The 18,939-nt window shown below is 57.3% G+C and carries 11 protein-coding genes; 3 read left to right on the forward strand and 8 right to left on the reverse strand.

From position 1 onward, the window contains the following. Positions 1 to 28: 28 nt before the first annotated feature. From ACMGGR_RS20650 to bcsR, 8 genes are all read right to left on the reverse strand, one after another. The gene (locus tag ACMGGR_RS20650; RefSeq protein ID WP_246760214.1) at positions 29 to 1,522 is read right to left on the reverse strand and encodes a M16 family metallopeptidase; all 1,494 of its coding nucleotides are present in this window, start codon (positions 1,520 to 1,522) and stop codon (positions 29 to 31) included. 233 nt (positions 1,523 to 1,755) lie between these two features. Continuing rightward, complete coding sequence (locus ACMGGR_RS20655) at positions 1,756 to 3,042, reverse strand: dicarboxylate/amino acid:cation symporter (protein WP_246760215.1); 1,287 nt, start codon at positions 3,040 to 3,042, stop codon at positions 1,756 to 1,758. Between the two features lie 555 nt (positions 3,043 to 3,597). Next, positions 3,598 to 5,586 (reverse strand): biofilm formation regulator HmsP, encoded by a 1,989-nt coding sequence (gene hmsP / locus ACMGGR_RS20660; protein ID WP_414147756.1) that lies wholly within the window; start codon positions 5,584 to 5,586, stop codon positions 3,598 to 3,600. 154 nt (positions 5,587 to 5,740) lie between these two features. Further along, positions 5,741 to 9,190 (reverse strand): cellulose synthase complex outer membrane protein BcsC, encoded by a 3,450-nt coding sequence (bcsC, locus tag ACMGGR_RS20665; protein WP_414149010.1) that lies wholly within the window; start codon positions 9,188 to 9,190, stop codon positions 5,741 to 5,743. 17 nt (positions 9,191 to 9,207) lie between these two features. Then, positions 9,208 to 11,553: a cellulose biosynthesis cyclic di-GMP-binding regulatory protein BcsB gene (gene bcsB, locus ACMGGR_RS20670; RefSeq protein WP_414149011.1), complete on the reverse strand. Its 2,346-nt coding sequence runs from the start codon at positions 11,551 to 11,553 to the stop codon at positions 9,208 to 9,210. A gap of 287 nt (positions 11,554 to 11,840) precedes the next feature. Continuing rightward, positions 11,841 to 14,435, reverse strand: a complete 2,595-nt coding sequence (bcsA, locus tag ACMGGR_RS20675; protein WP_246760218.1) for a UDP-forming cellulose synthase catalytic subunit — start codon at positions 14,433 to 14,435, stop codon at positions 11,841 to 11,843. After that, positions 14,432 to 15,160, reverse strand: coding sequence for a cellulose biosynthesis protein BcsQ (bcsQ, locus tag ACMGGR_RS20680; RefSeq protein ID WP_246760219.1), 729 nt, complete (start codon positions 15,158 to 15,160; stop codon positions 14,432 to 14,434). The genes bcsA and bcsQ overlap by 4 nt, the downstream gene beginning before the upstream one ends. After that, on the reverse strand, positions 15,160 to 15,354 hold the full coding sequence (bcsR, locus tag ACMGGR_RS20685; protein ID WP_246760220.1) for a cellulose biosynthesis protein BcsR: 195 nt from the start codon (positions 15,352 to 15,354) through the stop codon (positions 15,160 to 15,162). The genes bcsQ and bcsR overlap by 1 nt, the downstream gene beginning before the upstream one ends. A gap of 175 nt (positions 15,355 to 15,529) precedes the next feature. Here bcsR and bcsE point away from each other — a divergent pair, with 175 nt between their 5' ends. Genes bcsE through bcsG form a run of 3 tightly spaced genes read left to right on the forward strand, consistent with a single transcriptional unit; the run spans position 15,530 to position 18,896 of the window. Further along, complete coding sequence (gene bcsE, locus ACMGGR_RS20690) at positions 15,530 to 17,068, forward strand: cellulose biosynthesis protein BcsE (RefSeq protein WP_246760221.1); 1,539 nt, start codon at positions 15,530 to 15,532, stop codon at positions 17,066 to 17,068. Then, the gene (bcsF, locus tag ACMGGR_RS20695) at positions 17,065 to 17,250 is read left to right on the forward strand and encodes a cellulose biosynthesis protein BcsF (protein ID WP_246760222.1); all 186 of its coding nucleotides are present in this window, start codon (positions 17,065 to 17,067) and stop codon (positions 17,248 to 17,250) included. The genes bcsE and bcsF overlap by 4 nt, the downstream gene beginning before the upstream one ends. Then, on the forward strand, positions 17,247 to 18,896 hold the full coding sequence (gene bcsG, locus ACMGGR_RS20700) for a cellulose biosynthesis protein BcsG (RefSeq protein WP_414147757.1): 1,650 nt from the start codon (positions 17,247 to 17,249) through the stop codon (positions 18,894 to 18,896). The genes bcsF and bcsG overlap by 4 nt, the downstream gene beginning before the upstream one ends. Positions 18,897 to 18,939 lie beyond the last annotated feature (43 nt).

An 18,939-nucleotide genomic window follows, 5' to 3' on the forward strand; every position in this document is an offset into this window, starting at 1 on the left:
CAGGCGTAAAAACCTGCCCGACTGGCCACTAGTTTTGCGAAGCGGGAATATCTGACACTTCAGGTTTGGTTTCGTCAATTACGGCAGGCGTCGCTTCCGTGGCAGGTTTCATCACCTTATCCCAGCTGTCATAAAGCGTCTGCACGTTGGTTTCTGCTTCACCCTGCGGCTGCATCAGCATCATGGTCAGCGGCTGCGACAGCTGTTGGCGCAGCTCCTGATTCATCATTTGCAGCGTCAGCTCTGAAAGGAATTTTTGCCGCAGTTTCTGATATTGTTCTGGCGCAATATCGACGACCGCGTTCTGCTGTGAACGCAGACGCTGGCTCATCAGCACGTCTGTGTTGGTACGCGCGTAGGTAGCAAAGAGTTTATTCAGCTCGGCGGTTTTCTGCGCCATCAGCGCGTCGAATTCTTCCTGCGGCAGGCCGTTATCGCGAATATTGGCCATTTCGTGTGCGACCAGGCTCAGGTTACTGTTTAACGAATCGTTATTAGCATCCATATTAATGGCGCACTGCGCACGCTGGTAAAGCACCCGGCAATCGAATCCCACCTGAACTTTCTGCGCTTTATTGTCGCTTAACACGCGCTGCACGTGCCAGAACAGCGCTTCGCGTGCCAGGTCGCTCTGCCAGTAACGTAACAAACTTTGCGAATCGCGGATTGGCTGCCAGGGATTATCCCAGACCAGCGACAGGCGATCCTGACTCAGATTGCTGTTAACCAGGTTAACGGGCTGCTGCGGTAAAGGCGAAAGCGTTGGCACTGGCGCAGGCGTCTGCCGTTTTCCCTGTAACGGGGAAAACGTCTTGTTGATCTGCTCAGCAAGGCTACGGCTTTCAACGTTGCCCACCACAAACAGCGTCATGGCATCCGGCGTGTACCACTGCTTATAAAATTCGTTCAGCTTTGCCATATCAACAGGCACGCTAACCGGCGAGGCGGGATCGTGTCCCAGCAGCGCCGACCCTTTCAGACGGTAGCGCCACCACGGATCCTGCGGACTGGCGGGCCAGGTGGCAATGGGATCGTCCGCATTTAGCGCGGTATTGACCGTTTGCTCATTGACCGTCATATCGCCAATGGTCGCCGCCAGCCAGTTCATCGCTTCTTTCAGCACTTCAGGACGGTTATTCGGCAGGCTGAGGGAATAGAGCGTAAAGTCATAAGAGGTCACTGCCGGCGGCTGCGGCCGATCCGGGTTGATGCTTTGCTGCCACAGCGAGCGCTGCTGCGCCGTATCCAGCCTGGCATTGTGTACCAGCGCCAGGCGAGGCAAAAGATGGCTGTAGCCAGCCTGTTGAGTATTCTCTACCAGCGATCCGGCATCGACCATCAGGCGAACTTCAATGCGGTCACTGGGGCGTTGCGGCGTTGTTAACACCTGCCAGCGAAAACCATTATCCAGTTTTCCCTGCTGCCAGGCAGGATCGGGTTGGAGTGTTTCCGCCTGCACCGTACTGCTGGCGAAGGCCAGCACTATCCCACCGATTAAAAGACGAATTCTGGTGCCCTGCATGTGAACCCCTACTCAATCACAAACCAAAAAAATCACTGGCGATCTACGGCCTGCGGCTATCAGGATGAAGGATAACTCAGGAGGCCAACGGACAGTTTGTTAGACCACGCGTCGGCGGGGATGTCCCAGCGAAAAGTAAAAAATGTTCAAACAATGGGGGTTATTATGCAAATGCCCGTCGCGAGGGCAAGTCGCGATGGGCATTCAGGGGGAATATTTACGCCGTTGGCGGCTTAGCGATGGGTTTCTGACAGATTTTTCGCCTTTTTCGAGGCATTAAGCGTCTCATTTAGCTGTTTCTTATCCAGCTGATCGACCCACTTCGCCACGAATACCGTTGCCACGCCGTTGCCGACCAGGTTAGTCAGCGCGCGCGCTTCGGACATAAAGCGATCGATACCTAAAATCAGCGCCAGGCCCGCCACCGGCAAATGCCCGACGGCGGACAGCGTGGCGGCCAGCACGATAAAGCCGCTTCCCGTTACGCCAGCCGCGCCTTTTGACGACAGCAGCAGCACCACCAGCAGCGTAATCTGATGCACAATATCCATATGCGCATTGGTTGCCTGGGCGATAAATACGGCTGCCATCGTCAGATAAATAGAGGTGCCGTCGAGGTTGAATGAATAACCAGTCGGGATAACCAGTCCGACCACCGACTTCTTACAGCCCAGCTTTTCCATCTTGTCGAGCATGCGCGGCAGCGCCGATTCTGACGAAGAAGTACCCAGTACGATCAGCAATTCTTCTTTGATATAGGCGATAAATTTGAAGATATTAAAGCCCGTGATGCGGGCAATCAGCCCCAGCACCACCACCACAAACAGGACGCAGGTGATATAGAAGCAGATAATCAGCTGGCCGAGCTGTACCAGCGAACCGACGCCATATTTACCAATCGTAAAGGCCATTGCGCCAAAAGCCCCGATCGGTGCCAGGCGCATGATCATATTGATAATGCCGAAAATGACCTTCGAAAAGCTGTCGATAAAGTTAAACACCAGCGTGCCTTTATCGCCCATACGGTGCAGCGCGAAGCCAAACAGGATGGCGAACAGCAGCACCTGTAAAATATTACCGCTGGCAAAAGCGCCAATCACGCTGCCGGGAATAATATCCAGCAGAAAAGCGACGATGCCCTGCTGCTCGGCCTGCTGCGCATAAACGGCAACGGCCTTCGCGTCCAGCGTGGCGGGATCGACATTCATTCCCGCGCCCGGCTGCAGCACGTTAACCACCACCAGACCGATAATCAGCGCAATAGTACTGACTACTTCGAAATAAAGCAGCGCTACCGCACCGGTACGGCCAACGGCTTTCATACTCTCCATGCCGGCAATCCCTGTCACTACCGTACAGAAGATGACCGGCGCGATAATCATTTTAATCAGCTTAACAAAAGCATCGCCCAGCGGTTTCATCTGTGCGCCTAACTCTGGATAAAAATGGCCCAGTACTACACCGAGAGCGATCGCGGTTAGCACCTGAAAATAAAGGCTTTTGAACAGGGAAGTTTTCATAAAGTATCCGTTAACACCTGGGGAAGGCGACATTGCTATAGTTATAATGGGCTACAGGCCAAAAATAACACTACGTTAACCGGATTGATATAAATTGACACATATAGCCAGATCGGACATGTAATTTTATGAGCTGAATCACTTCAGCTAGCAAAACATGTCCAAAGCGGGGCGAAGAGACAGAGTGAAAAAGCAGCGTTAACGGTTATCAGGCCACGCCCGGGGGCTGAGCAGTCTGATGCCAGAGGTCTGAAAATGACGTTATCGCGCTCTGGTTCGAATTCGATATCCGCCACACCCGGCATGGCAGGCGCGTCCTGAATATTACGACGCGAGCCGGTCAGCCTTTTATACTCTGCAAAAGTAAGCATACGCGCGCAGGTTTACCTGACGCCGGTTATCAACGCGTGACGGCTCATGCAAAGTAAGCATACGCGCGCGGGTTTACCTCGTTCCGTAATATAAACAGGCCCGGTTTCCGCTGCCTGCCTGGCCGTAGAGTAGCCAGCGGGGTTCCTTTGTTACGCGTCTGACGCTTGCCTGATACGCACGCCGTCAAAAATAGCGCTGCTCGAACTGCGCAACCGGCAGCGCTTCAGAGTAGAGATAGCCCTGGCCGATTTGAATACCCCGTGCCAGCAGCCAGTCGCGCTGATCGCAGGTTTCTACCCCTTCAGCAATCACGTCCAGCTTGATGATATCCGCGATAGCCGCAACGATGCGCACCATCGTATCGTCTTCCGGCAGGATGCAGACAAAACTGCGATCCATCTTCAGCTTGCTGACCGGCAGTGACTTAAACTGGCTTAGCCAGTTCAGGTTAGCGTAGCCCATGCCGAAATCATCCAGCGCCACGGAAACGCCCGCCTGCTGTAAGTCGTTCAGCAGCCGCAGCACCAGCTCCGGTTCTCCCGGCTGCGCCGTTTCGGTAATTTCCAGCATCAGGCTGCCCGGCTTGATTTGATACTGCTGGATCAGCTCGCGCAGATGCGCCACCCGATCCGCCTCGCGCAGCTGTACGGCAGAAATATTGACGCTGAGCGGCAGGGTAATTCCGCGCTTTTGCCAGTCAGCCAGCACGCGGCAGGCTTCCTCAAAGACCCAGCGTCCCAGCGCGGTGATCACGCCAGACTCTTCTGCGTTAACAATCAAATCTTCCGGCAGGCTCCAGCTTCCGTCCGGCTGACGCATCCGCAGCAGCGCTTCTGCTCCGACGGGCTGGCCGCTGCGCATATCAATCTGCGGCTGTAAAAACAGCGCAAACTGACCGTCGCTCAAACCTTGCAGAATATCGTGCTCCTGCGTCAGCCGTCTGTGGGCTCGTTCAGTCATCAACGGATTGAAAAACAGAATCTGGTTTTTGCCTTCCAGGCGCGCCGACATCATCGCCGAAGCGGCGCGGTTTAAGAGATCCTGTGCGTTAAGATGGCTATCTTCACGTGCCGCCATGCCAATGCTGATAGTGGGCCGCACCTGCATCTGCTGTAGCGCTACCGCCTGGGTCAGGCGTATCTGCAACAAACGCGCCATGCGCATCGCGCGTTCGGGCGTGCTGGCTCGCTTCATTAACAGCACAAAGTCGCTGTCGGACAGCTGGCCGATAACCGTCTGGCTGTCGATACAGTTGCGAATTTTATCCAGCAGCGCCAGCGCCAGCACGTCACGCTGCTCGTCCGTCACGACGCCGTTGGCTTCCTGTAGGGTTTCAATACGCAGTACCAGCAGCGTAAAAATATCTTTTTCCGCAACGGCGTTTAAATGCTGCTCCAGCAGCGCCAGAAACAGCGTTTGGTTGGGCAGGTTGGTTAACGCAAAGCGCGTAGTCAGACGGCTCATTTCGTCATGGACCGTTTCGATAATCTGCTGGTTATGGTTATAGCTGCGGATCATCATACCCAGCTCATCGTCGCGATGGCGGTCGGGCAGCTTCAGCTGATGAGCAATGGTTGCCTGCGGCGGCAGGTCGCGCAGCTCAACCGCGATCCTGCGCAGCGGCCGGACGATCAGCCGGTTGATACACCAGCTGATAGCGACTGACAGGATCAGCGCCAGCAGCAGATAGGTGGTGACCATGGTAGAGAGCGCGCTAAGAATAAACTGGTAAACGCGCCATGAATCCGCCTGCAATACCAGCAGCGCCAGCGGTTTGGGATTGGAAGGCTCTACCGAATAGAGCGGCACGGTGATCTGCACGGGCAGCTCGAAGATTTTAGCAATCAGCTTTGGCACCGGTTTTGTTGGGGCAAAGTCAGCGTGCAGCGCCTGTAAACCACCCGGCAGAACGACGTCGGCACGCGCCAGGATCCCGGCGGGCTTAAGCGAATTCAGAATGCGTTCGGCCTGGCCGATGTCCGCCTTGAGTACCGCCTGCGACAGCGGTTGACGCACGGTATGCGCGACGTTTTCCATCTGCTGGGCATAGTCAATCCTGCGCTGCTGCACAAAATGAAAAAGTTGAATGACGATAAAGACAGAAATGGTGACTACCGCAACGCCCGATACCGTCGCCATCTGTTTTATCGTTAATGAACGACTAACGCGCAAGCCTGTTCTCCGCAAAGCTGAATGCCGCCGGGGACGGCGGCAAAAACAGCCCTGAGTATATCCTATGAGAGGCGCTTGTTAAGGTATCCCTTTTCGGCTGGCGAGCGATTAAGCCTTTTCCGAGGGAAAATTCCCGCAAGAACGACGCAAAACGCTACTTAAAGTCTGCATAAGGCGTTAGCGGCTGAAGCGGCATATCTAAATCCCCTTCCCAACCGGCCATCGAGTAACGCAGATAAATCATGCCGTGGCTTGGCGTATAATCTTTCGCCTGCTGGATATCCATACCCAGCCCCAGCGTCCAGTGTGCGCTCAGCCTGCGTTCCACCGCCGCCTGTAGCGTATAGCCAAAACCGCTGCTGCTGCTGCTACTACTTGATGGGTTATCGCTGGTCAGCGTGCCGAAGCTCAACGGATAGCGCGGCTCGCCGCTAGTGCGGGAATGGGACCAGGAAACGGAGCCGCCCAGATCGAAAGACCAGTTGTCCGTGCGCTGACGCCAGGTTAAGGGAACAGACAGCGAGTTATAGGTTTGCGGACTGTAGTAACCCCCCTGGCCCAGCGAATAATCGCTTAAATCACGCGCGTAGTGCCACAGCATGCCGTTCAGGCCGATAGTCGCCCGACGGTTGTTTTCGTTAAGCAGCTTATAGTAGTAGCCCACCATCAGCCGCTCGCGGGAGTTATCCTTGACGTTCTCGCCGGTAATCTGGTGCGCGCTGATGTCGGCCCAGACGCCGTGCGGGCCGCCTTTGTCATAGCTCAGGCCAACCGCGCCGCCGGTCGCGACCACGCCGCCCCAGGTTTTACCGCTGGCGGTATTGGGATCGCGCGCGCCAGCATAGGCCAGCAGCGAACTGGAAATCGGACGGCGTGAAGCGGTCAGAGAGACACCAAGATCTTTTACGCTGGTGTTCCAGGTAAAGCCGCCGACCCAGTTAGTCACCTCAAAGCCCAGCGGCGTGGTACCGATATCCGCTGACCATTTATCACTGTTGTAGCCAATGCCAACGCTGGTGCCGTTCTGATGCTGGCGGAAATCGCGGTTACAGGTTGCGTCGCCGTTAGCGCAGGTGCCGAAGGTTTCGTTGATATTGCCAAGGCTGTTCGGCGAAAAAGTGCCTGCCGACAGATCTACGTTATCCAGCCGCAGCCAGCCCTTGCCCTGCGCCAGCGGCGTTTCCGCCTGCACCATAGTGGTATGCGCGGTAAAATCAGAGACGCCGCCGGTGCCTTTATTCCTGGCGTAATCTTCTGCCAGCGTTAGCGTCGTGTCCTGCTGACGCGCCAGGTCGGCCGCTTCGCTGCGGATGCCGCGTTTCAGCCAGTCGTCCTGCTCATTGTTACGCGTTAGCCGCGTGTAATCTTCCGTGCTTTGCGGCGGCGTAGCCGTAATGCCGCTGGCGACCATCGCCTGGCGATAGTCATACTGCGCGGCGGCAGGCTGGTTTTGTGCGGCCTCCAGGCGAGCCGCGTCGCGGAATACCAGCGCGCTGCTTTGCGAAGGCATCTCTTTGGCCGCCTTTGGTTTGAGCAAGCCATACAGCATGGCGGCACGATCGGCATCGCCAACGCTTTGCGCCGCATTGGCCACGCGGCGGCCGGTATTAACGCTCTCTTCCGCCACGGTTGCGGGCAATGCCTGTAGCCGTGCCTTCGCGGCCGGCAAATCTTTTAACGCTACCAGCGCTTCGATTTCCCCCAGGCGGGCGTCGTTGTTTTGCGGCTCTTTTGCGCTGACTTCACGATAGCGTGCCAGCGCCTGCTGCGCGTCGCCTCGCTCCAGTGCCCAGTCCGCTTCGGTCAGCGTAATACGGCTGGAAGGCGGAAGCTGATTGAGTAACGCCACGGCCTGGCTCTCCTGCCCGCTGGCGCGAAGCTGTCCGGCGCGGGCCACTACCGTATCCGTTTCCAGGCGGCTGTTGAGATCTTTGATGTTTTGATCCCATTTATCCGCAGGCAACGCATGCAGCTGCCGCAACGCGTCACTGGCGCGATCGCTGCCGGAAAGATACAGCGCATAGGCATAAACCTGCGTCGGCACGCCCGGCTGCCGCTGTGCCATCGCGGCCATCTGCCGGTCTGCTTCCTGCCGCTGGTCCGCCTGGCGTAGCGCGCCAGCCAGCCGGTAGTTCAGCCAGATATCATCCGGCGCGCCCTGCTGCGCCTGGCGATAGAGTTCCGCCGCCTGCGCCCAGCGTCCTGTCGCCGCCTGCTTATCGCCTTCCGCGCTTAGCGTACTGCTGCGCAGGCTGGCGAGCGTTGTACCGAGCGAACGTTTTTGCGCAGCCGGTAGCCCGTTGATAAAGGCCAGCGCTTTCTCTGGCGACTGCTGCTGGTAAAGGTTAACCAGCCGCTGCACCGCCGTGGTGTTGCCGGGATCGAGTTGCCGCGCCCGACGGAAAAGTCCTTCCGCCGCCTGCGCATTTTTTTGCGCCAGCGCCACGTCGCCCAGACCGATTAGCGCATAGCCGTCGGTACTGTCCAGGCTTTGTGCCTGCTGATAGCTACGCGTCGCCCCGCGAATGTCGCCCGCAGCTAATGCCTTATCACCTGCGGCGATAGCCAGCCAGTAGCGGTTAGACTGCAACAGGCTTTTCCATTTGCCGATATCTGTCCCTTCAGCGTCTGCCGCGATGGCACGCTGAAAATAGCCGTCTGCCTCTTCGCGATTGTTGGCGCGCGCCAGTGCCTGGCCCATCGCGCCAAGCAGCGCCGGATCGTTCGGGCTGGCCTGCAGGGCCACGCGCAGCGCCGGAATGGCCGCATTGCTTTCACCTTTATCAATCAATGCCAGCCCACGAAGCCGCTGTTGATAAGCGGGATCGGCCAACATTTTCTGCTGCCGTGCCAGCTCAAGCTGGCCGTCGGCCTGCGGTTTGTCGCTGGTAAAAGTAGCCAGATAGGTTTGCAGCTGCGCCACGGTTTGCGGCGTAACCGGCTGTGATTTGATGTCGCTTAGCCATAGCTCCGCGGCCTGGTCGCGACCAGCCGGTTCGTTAGCCACTTCCTGCAGCTGCTTAATCGCCGCCGCGCGGTTGTCCTGGCTTAGCTGCATCTGCGCAATGGCCATTTCGACATTAATATTGCCCGGCGCATCGCGATCCAGTGCCTGTAACTGCGTCAGAGCCTGCCCCTGTTGGTCAGGCAGACGCGCCACCAGCCGCCAGTATTCCAGCGCCAGGTCGCTGGAAGGAAAAACGCCGTGAAAAAGCTTGTCCCAGGCCGCGCGCGCCTCCGGCAGATGTCCGGAAGCGGACAGCAGCCTTGCCTGTTGCAGCTGCTGTCGGCCTTCGTCGGTGATCAGCAGCAGGTTTGCTTCCGCCTGGCGAGTCGCTGGCGAGTCCGGCGCGATCTTTTTCAGCCTCGCCAGCCTCTCCCGCGCCCGATCCTGCTGCCCCATGCGCAGATCCTGCCGGATCTGCGCCGCCAGTACCTGCGGGTTGTCCGGCGCAATCTTCTCCAGGCGATAAAGCGACTGGCTCACCAGATCGAACTTGTTGCTCGCTTCACCGACCCGCACCTGTTGCAGCAGCCAGTCAAGGGGCGAAACTTCCGCCGCCTGGGCCGACATGCAGCCCAGCGGCAGCAGCAACGCTGGCATTATCCAACGCGAGTTCACTATAGATCGTCCTCATCGCCCAAACGGCGGCGGCTTATGCTGCGCATTAAACGCCACAACAGCAGCGCGAACAGAATCACGACGACGGCGGCAAACAGCGCCAGCAGTACCGGATGCGTTGCCAGCGTGTTCCAGACGCGTTCCCACCATGGCAAATGGCCGACGTACCAGGTATCGCCCACGCGCAGGCTGTTTACGCCGGATTCACGGATAATCGATGCTGAACCAAAAATCGCCGCGCGTTTACCGCTGTCGATCAGCGCGCCGTTCAGCAACTGCCATGCACGCGGACTGTCGGCTAACAGCGCTACGACGCTGCGCTGGTCAAAGAAAGGCGATTTAAAGCTGACGATTGCCGCCATCGGGCCTGCCGAACTAATGGCGGTCTGGCTTTCTGCATGCATGTCGTCATTCGACAAAGGCTGGGTAGAGAAATCGTTCTGGCGGTTAGGCTTGTTAACCTGGCTTTTCGTCGCCTCTACCAGCAGGTTGATTTTGCTGTCGTCCTTTAGCTCCTGCGGAATTTCGCCAATCATCAGCAGATCGTCATCCTGCCCTTTGGCTTTGCTCCAGTCGTCGGTCATTTGCACTTTCAGCGCCGGATAACCGGTTTGCGCGGAAATGTTGCCCAACGCGTTCAGCAGCGCGCTGACCTTGTCCGCTTCAGGATGGCTGTTAACCAGCACCAGCGTCTGCGCCAGATCGGCGTTGCGGCTGAACGGGAAGCCCGCATTAGCAAAGGCGCGCAGCGACGGCATTTCCATATAGTGACGATAGCCGGAGAAATCGATTGTGGAATTGTCGTCAATCACCACATGGTTTGGCACCGCACTGACGGTTTCGCAGCGTCCTTCGTTGGTGGCATTGTTATAAGTGCCACCGATAAAGATACTGGCGTAATCAAAGTCGAAACGCAGCTGGTTAACGACTCCCAGACGCAGCGCCGGAATAGTCAGCTGTGTACTGCCGTCGGTAAGTCCCTGAATCAGTGGGATACGCAGCAGCTGCTTGCCGTTATCCTTTTTGCCCGGCAGCGGGTAATCCTGCACAAACTGGTTATTCAGATTAACCGCCAGCCTTGAGCCATCGTCCTGAAGCGGCGTGGTGTAGCGATAGTTAATCTTCATATCGATGCCGCGCGCGCGGACGAGGAAAAGATCCGGCGGCAGTTTCAGCGTCACCGCGATCGGGTTCGGCTGTAACCCATCGCTTTGTAGCTGATTGGCATATTGCTGTAGTTCGCCAAAGGTGGTCGGTCTGTCGGTACGTACCCAGTTTGGGGCGTCATACAGTTTGCGAGGCGCCAGCTCTTTAACTTCATCTACCGTCGCGCTTTGGCCGCGCAGCAGTACGTCGCCCTGGGCAATGCCCTGTACCGCTTTCAGCAAATCGTTATCATCACGGCCTAAAACCAGCAGCATTTTCTCATAAGGATTCTGCGGCTGATTGACGATGGCGATAGTCGGCTTGTCTACCGGCGGCATCGCTTTTAAAAAGTCCGGGCGTTTATCGTTGGTGGCAAACACCACGGCATGCTGCTGATCCGGCAGCTTGTTATAAAGCACCGGGAAGGACTGACCGCGCCAGTCTGCTTTAGTGCCAAACCATGAAGCCAGCACGGCGGCGGCTTTCTGCTGTCCCAGATCGGGCGAGTCGGCGAACACCATCGGCAGGACCAGTGGACGATTATCGCGGGTATCGAAAAACGGTTCCGGGAAGTGAGAGAGGTCGTCCTGTACCGGCAGCTTTTGTAGCGTCAGCGCCAGCGAGCTGTCTTTGCCGATATCCATCCAGATAGTGCTGTTAGCCGGGTTTTCACACAGGTTGGTATAGTGGCCGACCAGCTCCAGACGGATGCGGTTAAAGTCGCCGATAAAACGTGGGTCGAGCGGCAGCTGGATCTGGTTGGACTTGCCCAGTTGCTCTTGAGTAACTGGCACCAGGCCAATCATCTCATCGTTCAGATAGACTTTCAGATGCGAGAGGGAAGGCAGCAGCGAAGGCGAAGGGCGGTAGCTCAAATTTAGCACCGCTTTGGTCACCACTTCGTCACTGCGCACGCCAAATTCAATCTGGCCCTGAGTGCGCGTTCCCGTCAGGTTGAACACGCCTGGCGGCGGCGCAATCTGCGCGAAGGTTTGCGTCACGTCGCGAACCGGCGCAGCAGGAGCAATATTAACAGGTGCGGCAGATGCAGAATCTTCGGTAGTAGCGGACGTGGAAGATGCGGCAGGCGCAGACTCTCCGGTAGCCACCGGCATAGCCGATGCGGCAGATGCAGAATCCTCGACGGCCACCGGCATAGCCGATGCGGCAGATGCAGCATCCTCGACGGCAACTGGCATAGCCGATGCGGCAGATGCAGCATCCTCGACGGCAACCGGCATAGCCGATGCGGCAGAGGCAGCATCCTCGGCAACAACCGGCATAGCCGATGCGGCAGGCACAGGATTTTCAGCGACCGGCATAGCCGATGAAGCCATCGGTGTAGCAGGCGTGGAAAGCCCGGCGTCGGCAGGCGCGTCCAGATGGATTATCGGCTGCGGCACCGCATGCGCCAGCGGCATAGCACCCATTAATAAAGCGGTAAACCAGGGTAATTTTCTCGTCATCGTTTCATCATCAACTTGAGTCAGAGGAGTGTGGGATCGTTGCGACCCACGCCCTTCGGGAAAAATGAAGCCAACCAGGCGGTTAAACGCGTCAGTACGGCAAACAGCCCGCGCAGCGGCTGCGGCCCATACTCTGCCAGACGCAGATAGCCCTTAAAGCCCAGCACCATAATGTCGGCAAAACTTTGCATCGGTTTATCTTCGGGAAAGCTGTCCTGCCACAGCGCCCAGGTGTCGGCGCGCGCGAAAGTACACTGGATAAATTCAACATGCTGTTCGGTGGTCAGCTCATGCAGGCGGATACCGGCACGGCGACCAAAGGTTCGCTGCACAAAACAGGGAAAACTGAACTCCTGCTGCCCACGGCGCAGCAAAAGCCAGACTTTTTCATTCTCTTTCAGCAGGTTTTCTTCCCGTAGCTCCAGGCCCACGCCACCGTCCGAGTAGTCACGCAGCGTACAGGGCAGCATGTGACCATCTTCACGCGCCAGCGCCGCAGGCATGGCAATCTCCACCCTGTGCGCCTCGCGGAGCTGACGCGCTTCAACGGAAACCGCTACCGCGCCACCCAGGATAATCATGTTGTAAATTACCCAGATCACGCTGACGAACACCGTCAGAATTTCGTTCGGCGGACCATAGTTAAGGCGCCAGACCGCAGCGATAAGACCGGCCACGTTAATCAGTACCAAAAACATATAAGGCCGCGTGATCACCCAGTCGAGATGCTGCTGCTCGACCAGGCCGCCTTTCGCCGTCACGTTAAACTTTCCTTTGTGCGGATTGAACAGCGCCACGGTGGTGGGCCGCGCGATATACCATGCCAGCACGGTTTCGTACACTTCACTCCAGAACGAATGTCGCCAGCGCCCCTGAATGCGTGAGTTGGTCAGGCTGGTATGCAACATGTGCGGCAGCACGAAAATGGCAATGGCCAGCGCGGGCGCAAAAATGATGTAGGCGTGACACAACAGGAAAGCCAGCGGCGCCAGCAGGAAGATAAGCCTCGGAATACCCGATAAAAAGTGCAGCATGGCGTTGGCGTAGCAAAGGCGCTGTACCAGTTTTAATCCTTTGCCAAACAGCGGGTTATCCAGCCGGAAAATCTGCACCATGCCGCGTGCCCAGCGAATACGCTGTCCGATATGCGCCGACAGGCTTTCGGTCGCCAGACCCGCCGCCTGCGGAATACGGATATAGGCCGAGGTATAGCCCTTTCGATGCAGACGCAGCGAGGTGTGCGCATCTTCGGTAACGGTATCTACCGCAATGCCGCCAATTTCATCCAGCGCGGTACGCCGAATCACCGCACAGGAACCGCAGAAAAAGGCTGCGTCCCAAACGTCGTTGCCATCCTGTACCAGGCCATAAAAAAGCGTACCTTCATTTGGCGTACGGCGAAAACGGCCCAGGTTGCGCTCAAAAGGATCGGGCGAGAAGAAGTGGTGCGGCGTTTGCAGCATTGCCAGCTTCGGATCTTTCACAAACCAGCCCAGCGCCATCTGTAAGAACGAGCGTGTTGGCACGTGGTCGCAGTCAAAAATCGACACAAACTCGCTGCGGCATGCGGTACGCAAAGCATGGTTGATGTTGCCCGCTTTGGCATGCTCGTGCGTCGGCCGCGCAATATAGTGCACGCCGATCTCTTCGGCAAAGGCACGAAACTCTGCCCTGTTACCGTCGTCCAGCACGTAAACGTTAAGCTTATCCTTTGGCCAGTCGATGCCCAGCGCGGCATACAGCGTAGGCTTCACCACGCTCAGCGGTTCGTTATAGGTCGGCACCAGCAGATCCACCGTCGGCCAGGTCGTAATATCTTCCGGCATCGAAACGGGTGGACGGTTCAGCGGCCACAGCGTCTGGAAATAACCCAGGATCAGCACGACCCAGGAGTAGGTTTCCGCCGCAATCAGCAGGACGCCGAAGGTCAGGCTTAGCGGATCGTCCCAGTTCAGCGTCGAGGTATAGCGCCACCACAGATAGCGGCAGGAGATAGTCAGCGACAGCACGATCAGCATCATGGTCGATAAACGGCCGGGAATGCGCCGCACCACCATCGCCACGCCCCACAGCAGCAGCACAAAAATAAACTGCGTGAAAAGATCGAACGGCTGGGAAATACAGAGGATCGCCAGCGCCGTGGCCATGACGATAGCCACACCGAACAGCGTTTTCCGCAGCCAGCCGGGCAGGCGCCGCAGCTGCCGCTCGGCTTTACTTTCTACATTGCGCGCTTCGGCCCGTTCCGGCAGCTTATCCAGCCAGTTGTAAAAGCGCTGGCGCCGCGTCCTTAACGTATAGCGGCCCGCGCGGTCGCTGAGCGATACGCCGTTGAACGGGATCACCAGCAGCAGCCAGAGCGTTTGCAGCAGATAGCGCAGAATATCCGCCGGATGCGGCCTTTCCGGCGAAATATGCGGATAAAGACGCCGACGCTGCGCCTGTACGCGCTGCCAGGCAGGCGTTTCAAAACGCAGCAAAGTCCAGCCGAGCGCAACCCAAAAGCACTGGATAGCTGCCGTGACGGAAGCCGCGCCGTGCTGACGATAGCCTGCATAGCGCCGATGAAGCGCCGCGGTGATATCCGGCATTAGTAGCCAGCGCAGCAGCCTCATGATTTTTCCCGCAGATTGATTAGCGCCCAGTTGGCGAAGGTCGTCATACCTTCTGCCGCCAGGCAGTGTGGCCGATATTCGCCCAGCGGCTGCTTATTCAGCAATGCTTCCGCCATGGCTTCATCACGATGAATGGTTAAAGGGATAAAATTTCTCAGGCTGTTAACCCAAAGCTGATGCAGATCCTGCTGCGCCTTGCTGACCGGCGAAAACTGGTTAAGCAAAAACAGCGAGTTGTGCGGAAATGTTTGCTGATGCAGACGAATATGGCAGTTGGCATCCGGTACGACGATGGCCAGCACGCGATCGGCCAGCGCCAGCATGGCTCGCGTCCAGGGCGTATCACCAGCCGGGACATCCAGCAAAATCCAGGGATAGAGCTTCTTTAACTCTGCAATCTGCGTCGCCCAGCTGCGGCTATAGCGTTCCGGATCGCGAATGAAGGTCATCCGCTCATCGTCATTCACTCTGCCCGCAGGAATAAAATCCAGGCCGGGCGCGTAGCGCAATGCGCTTTGCTGCCAGGGCAGGCCGTCGAAGGCGGCACGCAGCCAGCCACGGGATTGTCCAACGGGCATATTAAAGTGCATTCGCAGCAGATTATCGGCGGATAAATCGACGGTGATGACCTGTTCGCCAAGGCGATTGAGCGCCCAGGCAAGGGCTGCGGTCAATGAAGTCGCGCCTGCTCCGCCTCTGACGCCCTGTAGCGCAATAACCGCCATCACTGCCCCTTATGCTGCGATGCGCCGGACAATTCCGCCAGCAGCGGCCAGCGGTTCATAATTCCGGCCAGTCTTTCCTGGCGATCGATATCGATATAGCGCCAGTTTTGTAGTGAAAAAGCGCGCTCCAGCGCCAGAATATCATCCTGAGATTCGCGCGCTGACGGCAGCGCGGTATCCGATAATTGACTCATAGTGATAGCCCCAAGCGGCAGAATAAAAATTATCCGCACCAGAAAATTCTTAGGTCTAGTTTATGTCGGTTTGCTATAAGTTGTAATGTATATTAGCCAGAATACAATGATGCCCCTTCATTTTTTAACTGGGCTACACTCTAGCCGTGGAACAAGCCGGGTTGCGAAATATCTTATGACACCTCCATTTACGTTAGGATTTGCCCAGGTCAGAGATGAGTTGATGCTGATGCAGCCGTCGGGATGCTACTGGCTGACCGCCAACCGGCAGGAAGATGCCCGCGTTTTAGCGCGTCAGTGTATTGCCGCCCAACGCTCGGTAACGCTGATTAGCGCAGGCCTGACGCCCGAATCGCTACTGACGCCAGCCCCTACTGGCGGGCCGGCCTCTATCCCACTTTTTTCTCTGCCGGAAACCCGGAAAGCGTTGCTGGCTTTTACTGACGATTTAGCGCGCGTGCTGCCGGAAAAACCTCGTCTGGTCCTGTTTTTTGCCCCGGCTTCCCTGTGGGAAAAGTTAAGCCCGGAAGAGTTGCGGCTGTGGACAAAACGGCTACAAAACTTTCTTAGCGCTAAACCCATCACGCTGCTAATCATTAGCTTTTCTTCAGTAATCAACGGACTGCGTACGCAGCTACAGACCCTTTATCGCCACGTTGATGGCCTGGCGCAGCTGGACTGGCAGCAGGACAGCTGGGACTACCGCATTAACTGGTGGGCAAACGGCGGCGGTATGCTGGCCGATCGTGCATTACGTCTGGTACTGAATGCGGACCAGTTTACGCTGTTGGAGCAGGCGCAAAGTACGCCGCTGACGCTGAACGACGAAACGCTATATCTGGCGGAAAAATCGGTGCTGGAAGGCGCGCCGCCGCTTTCGAGCCAGTGGACGCTGTTTGATAATAATGGTGAGCTGTATAACCGCGCGCAGCAGGCGAACGCCTCGACGATCATCTTTACTTTGCAGCATAACGACCAGATCCCCGCGCTGGCGGAACAGATCCACGCTCTGCGCCGCACGCGCGGTAGCGGCCTGAAGATTGTCGTGCGTGAAATGCGTCCGTCACTGCGCTACAGCGATGAGCGCCTGCTGCTGGCCTGCGGCGTCAACAGTATTGTGCCGGTTAACGCTTCTATGTCCCGCTTTCTGACCATGCTGGAAGGTATTCAGGGACAGTCGTATAACCGTCACGTGCCTGCCGATCTGCAAGCGCTGATGAAATCAATGCAGCCTTTGCAGGAGCGCGGTTATCTGCCGCTAACGGAGTTTTGCCAGTCGGTGACGCTGCTGGTCAACAACACGCTGCTACCGGAAAATGGTAAAGGGCTGCTGGTGGCGCTGCGCCCGGTACCCGAACTAAAAACCGAACAGGCGCTGACCCTTTGCAAACCGCGTCGCTACGGCGATCTGGTCACGCTGCTGGATGACAGGCTTTACCTGTTTCTCTCTTCCTGCCGCTTTAGCGATCTGGATACCGCGCTGAAATTCATTTTCCAGCTGCCGCACGACGAAATCTTCACTAACCGGCTGGTCTGGTATGAAGATTTGCAGATTTTGTCGGAAGTCCGGCAGATGACAACGCAGGTGCCGACCGCCTGGCGCGATGCGCCAGCGCCGCAGCAGGAAACGACGACGCCCGCGCCCGTTACGGCAGAGCGTCGCCAGCCGCACAATATCACTCTGGGCCAGGACCTGGCGGACAATACACCATGACATTAACAGATGACGTGCAGATCCTGATCCTGCTGGTTCTGCTGCTGATTTTATTAAAACCTGTTTACGCTCGCTGGCTGCCCCGGCAGTGGCGAGGGCTGGTGCTGCGGGTCACGCCGCCTCGCGCACTGAAATATGAAGGCATCTGGCGGCGTAACTCTTCAGAATCGGATAAGACATGAGTCAACCAACAAGCCAACCGGCTGTTCTGCTGCGCTGGCGCGGTCTCGGCGGCTGGAATTTTTATTTCCTGATTAAATTTGCGCTGTTGTGGTTCGGTTATCTGAACTTCCACGCGCTGACTAACCTGGTGTTTCTCGCCTGGCTGCTTTTTCCGCTGCCTTCCGCAAGATTGCATCGCTGGCGCAACTGGATCTCTGTTCCGATTGGGCTGGGTCTGTTCTGGCACGACACCTGGCTGCCCGGCCCGCAAAGTATCGCCAGCGAAGGGAGCCAGCTGGTCGGCTTCTCCGGCGCTTATCTGCTGGACCTGGTTAATCGCTTTGTGAACTGGCAAATGGTCGGCGTCGGTTTTGTGATGCTGGTGATCTACCTGTTTATTTCGCACTGGGTGCGCGTGTCGGTGCTGGTTTCGCTGATGCTGCTGTGGATCAACGTGGTGAATATGGCGGGGCCTTCCTTTGCGCTTCTTCCCAGTAAAGAAGCGACGCCGCCGGTCGCCTTGAATACCGCAGCGCAGCCCAACAAGGCCGCCGCCAGCGCCAACGCGATGGATCAATCCGCGCCGCCCACCAGCGCCAATCTGACCGCCTATCTTAATAAGTTTTACGAGAGCGAAAAGCAGCGTACAACGCGTTTCCCGGATTCGCTGCCTGCCGATTCCGCGCCTTTCGATATTCTGGTCATCAACATCTGTTCGCTCTCCTGGTCCGATCTGGACGTGGCGCAGCTACGCGATCATCCGCTGTGGAAGCACTTTGATATCGTGCTGAACAACTACAACTCCGCGACCGGCTACAGCGGCCCGGCGGGTATCCGTCTGCTGCGCGCCAGCTGCGGCCAGACCTCGCACAGCGATCTGTATAAGCCTGCCGATCAGCGCTGCTATCTGTTCGATAATCTGGCGAAGCTGGGCTTTAAAGAGCAGCTGATGATGGACCATACTGGCGTATTCGGTAACTATCTGCAGGAACTGCGCGACGATGGCGATCTGCAAGCGCCGCTGATGTCGCAGGCGGGTATCAATCCGTCGTGGACCTCGTTTGACAGCACGCCGGTCTTTAACGATGGCGAGCTGATGCAGCGCTGGCTGGATAATCGCCAGAAAAGCGCGGATGCCCGTACCGCTACCTTCTATAACCTGATCCCGCTGCACGACGGCACGCGAGAACTGGGCAGCACCAAAACCGCTGCCTGGCAGCCGCGCGCCAAACTGTTGTTCGATCAGCTTGATACCTTTCTGACTAACCTGGAGAAATCAGGCCGTCGCGTGATGGTTCTGGTGGTGCCGGAGCACGGCGCAGCGTTGCAAGGTGACAAAATGCAGATGTCAGGCCTGCGCGATATCCCAAGCCCGAGCATCACGCACGTGCCCGTTGGCATTAAGTTCGTTGGCATGAAAGCGCCGCATCAGGGACAGCCGCTGGTGGTAGATGCGCCAACCAGCCTGCTGGCGATTTCCGACCTGGTCTCCCGCGTGGTGGACGGACAGGTGTTTAACGCCGCTAACGTCAATATGTCGGTGCTGACCGAAAACCTGCCGCAAAGCCAGGTGGTATCGGAAAACGACAACGCCATCGTGATGATGTATCAGGGAAAACCCTGGATAAGGCTGAACGGCGGCGACTGGGTCGCTTATCCACAGTAAGAAAGCAGGCTGGCTGTGCAGTCGGCCATAAGGTTCAAACCGT

The sequence above is a fragment of the Erwinia sp. BNK-24-b genome, assembly GCF_047456155.1.
Lineage (GTDB): Bacteria > Pseudomonadota > Gammaproteobacteria > Enterobacterales > Enterobacteriaceae > Erwinia > Erwinia phyllosphaerae.

What these genes read in the sequence shown, in the direction of transcription:
- ACMGGR_RS20650 (WP_246760214.1), bottom strand. Translation starts at nt 1,522, where the DNA reads ATGCAGGGCACCAGAATTCGTCTTTTAATCGGTGGGATAGTGCTGGCC.
- bcsR (WP_246760220.1), bottom strand. Translation starts at nt 15,354, where the DNA reads ATGAGTCAATTATCGGATACCGCGCTGCCGTCAGCGCGCGAATCTCAG.
- bcsQ (WP_246760219.1), bottom strand. Translation starts at nt 15,160, where the DNA reads ATGGCGGTTATTGCGCTACAGGGCGTCAGAGGCGGAGCAGGCGCGACT.
- bcsA (WP_246760218.1), bottom strand. Translation starts at nt 14,435, where the DNA reads ATGAGGCTGCTGCGCTGGCTACTAATGCCGGATATCACCGCGGCGCTT.
- ACMGGR_RS20655 (WP_246760215.1), bottom strand. Translation starts at nt 3,042, where the DNA reads ATGAAAACTTCCCTGTTCAAAAGCCTTTATTTTCAGGTGCTAACCGCG.
- bcsF (WP_246760222.1), top strand. Translation starts at nt 17,065, where the DNA reads ATGACATTAACAGATGACGTGCAGATCCTGATCCTGCTGGTTCTGCTG.
- bcsB (WP_414149011.1), bottom strand. Translation starts at nt 11,553, where the DNA reads ATGCCAGTTGCCGTCGAGGATGCTGCATCTGCCGCATCGGCTATGCCG.
- bcsE (WP_246760221.1), top strand. Translation starts at nt 15,530, where the DNA reads ATGACACCTCCATTTACGTTAGGATTTGCCCAGGTCAGAGATGAGTTG.
- bcsG (WP_414147757.1), top strand. Translation starts at nt 17,247, where the DNA reads ATGAGTCAACCAACAAGCCAACCGGCTGTTCTGCTGCGCTGGCGCGGT.
- bcsC (WP_414149010.1), bottom strand. Translation starts at nt 9,190, where the DNA reads ATGCCAGCGTTGCTGCTGCCGCTGGGCTGCATGTCGGCCCAGGCGGCG.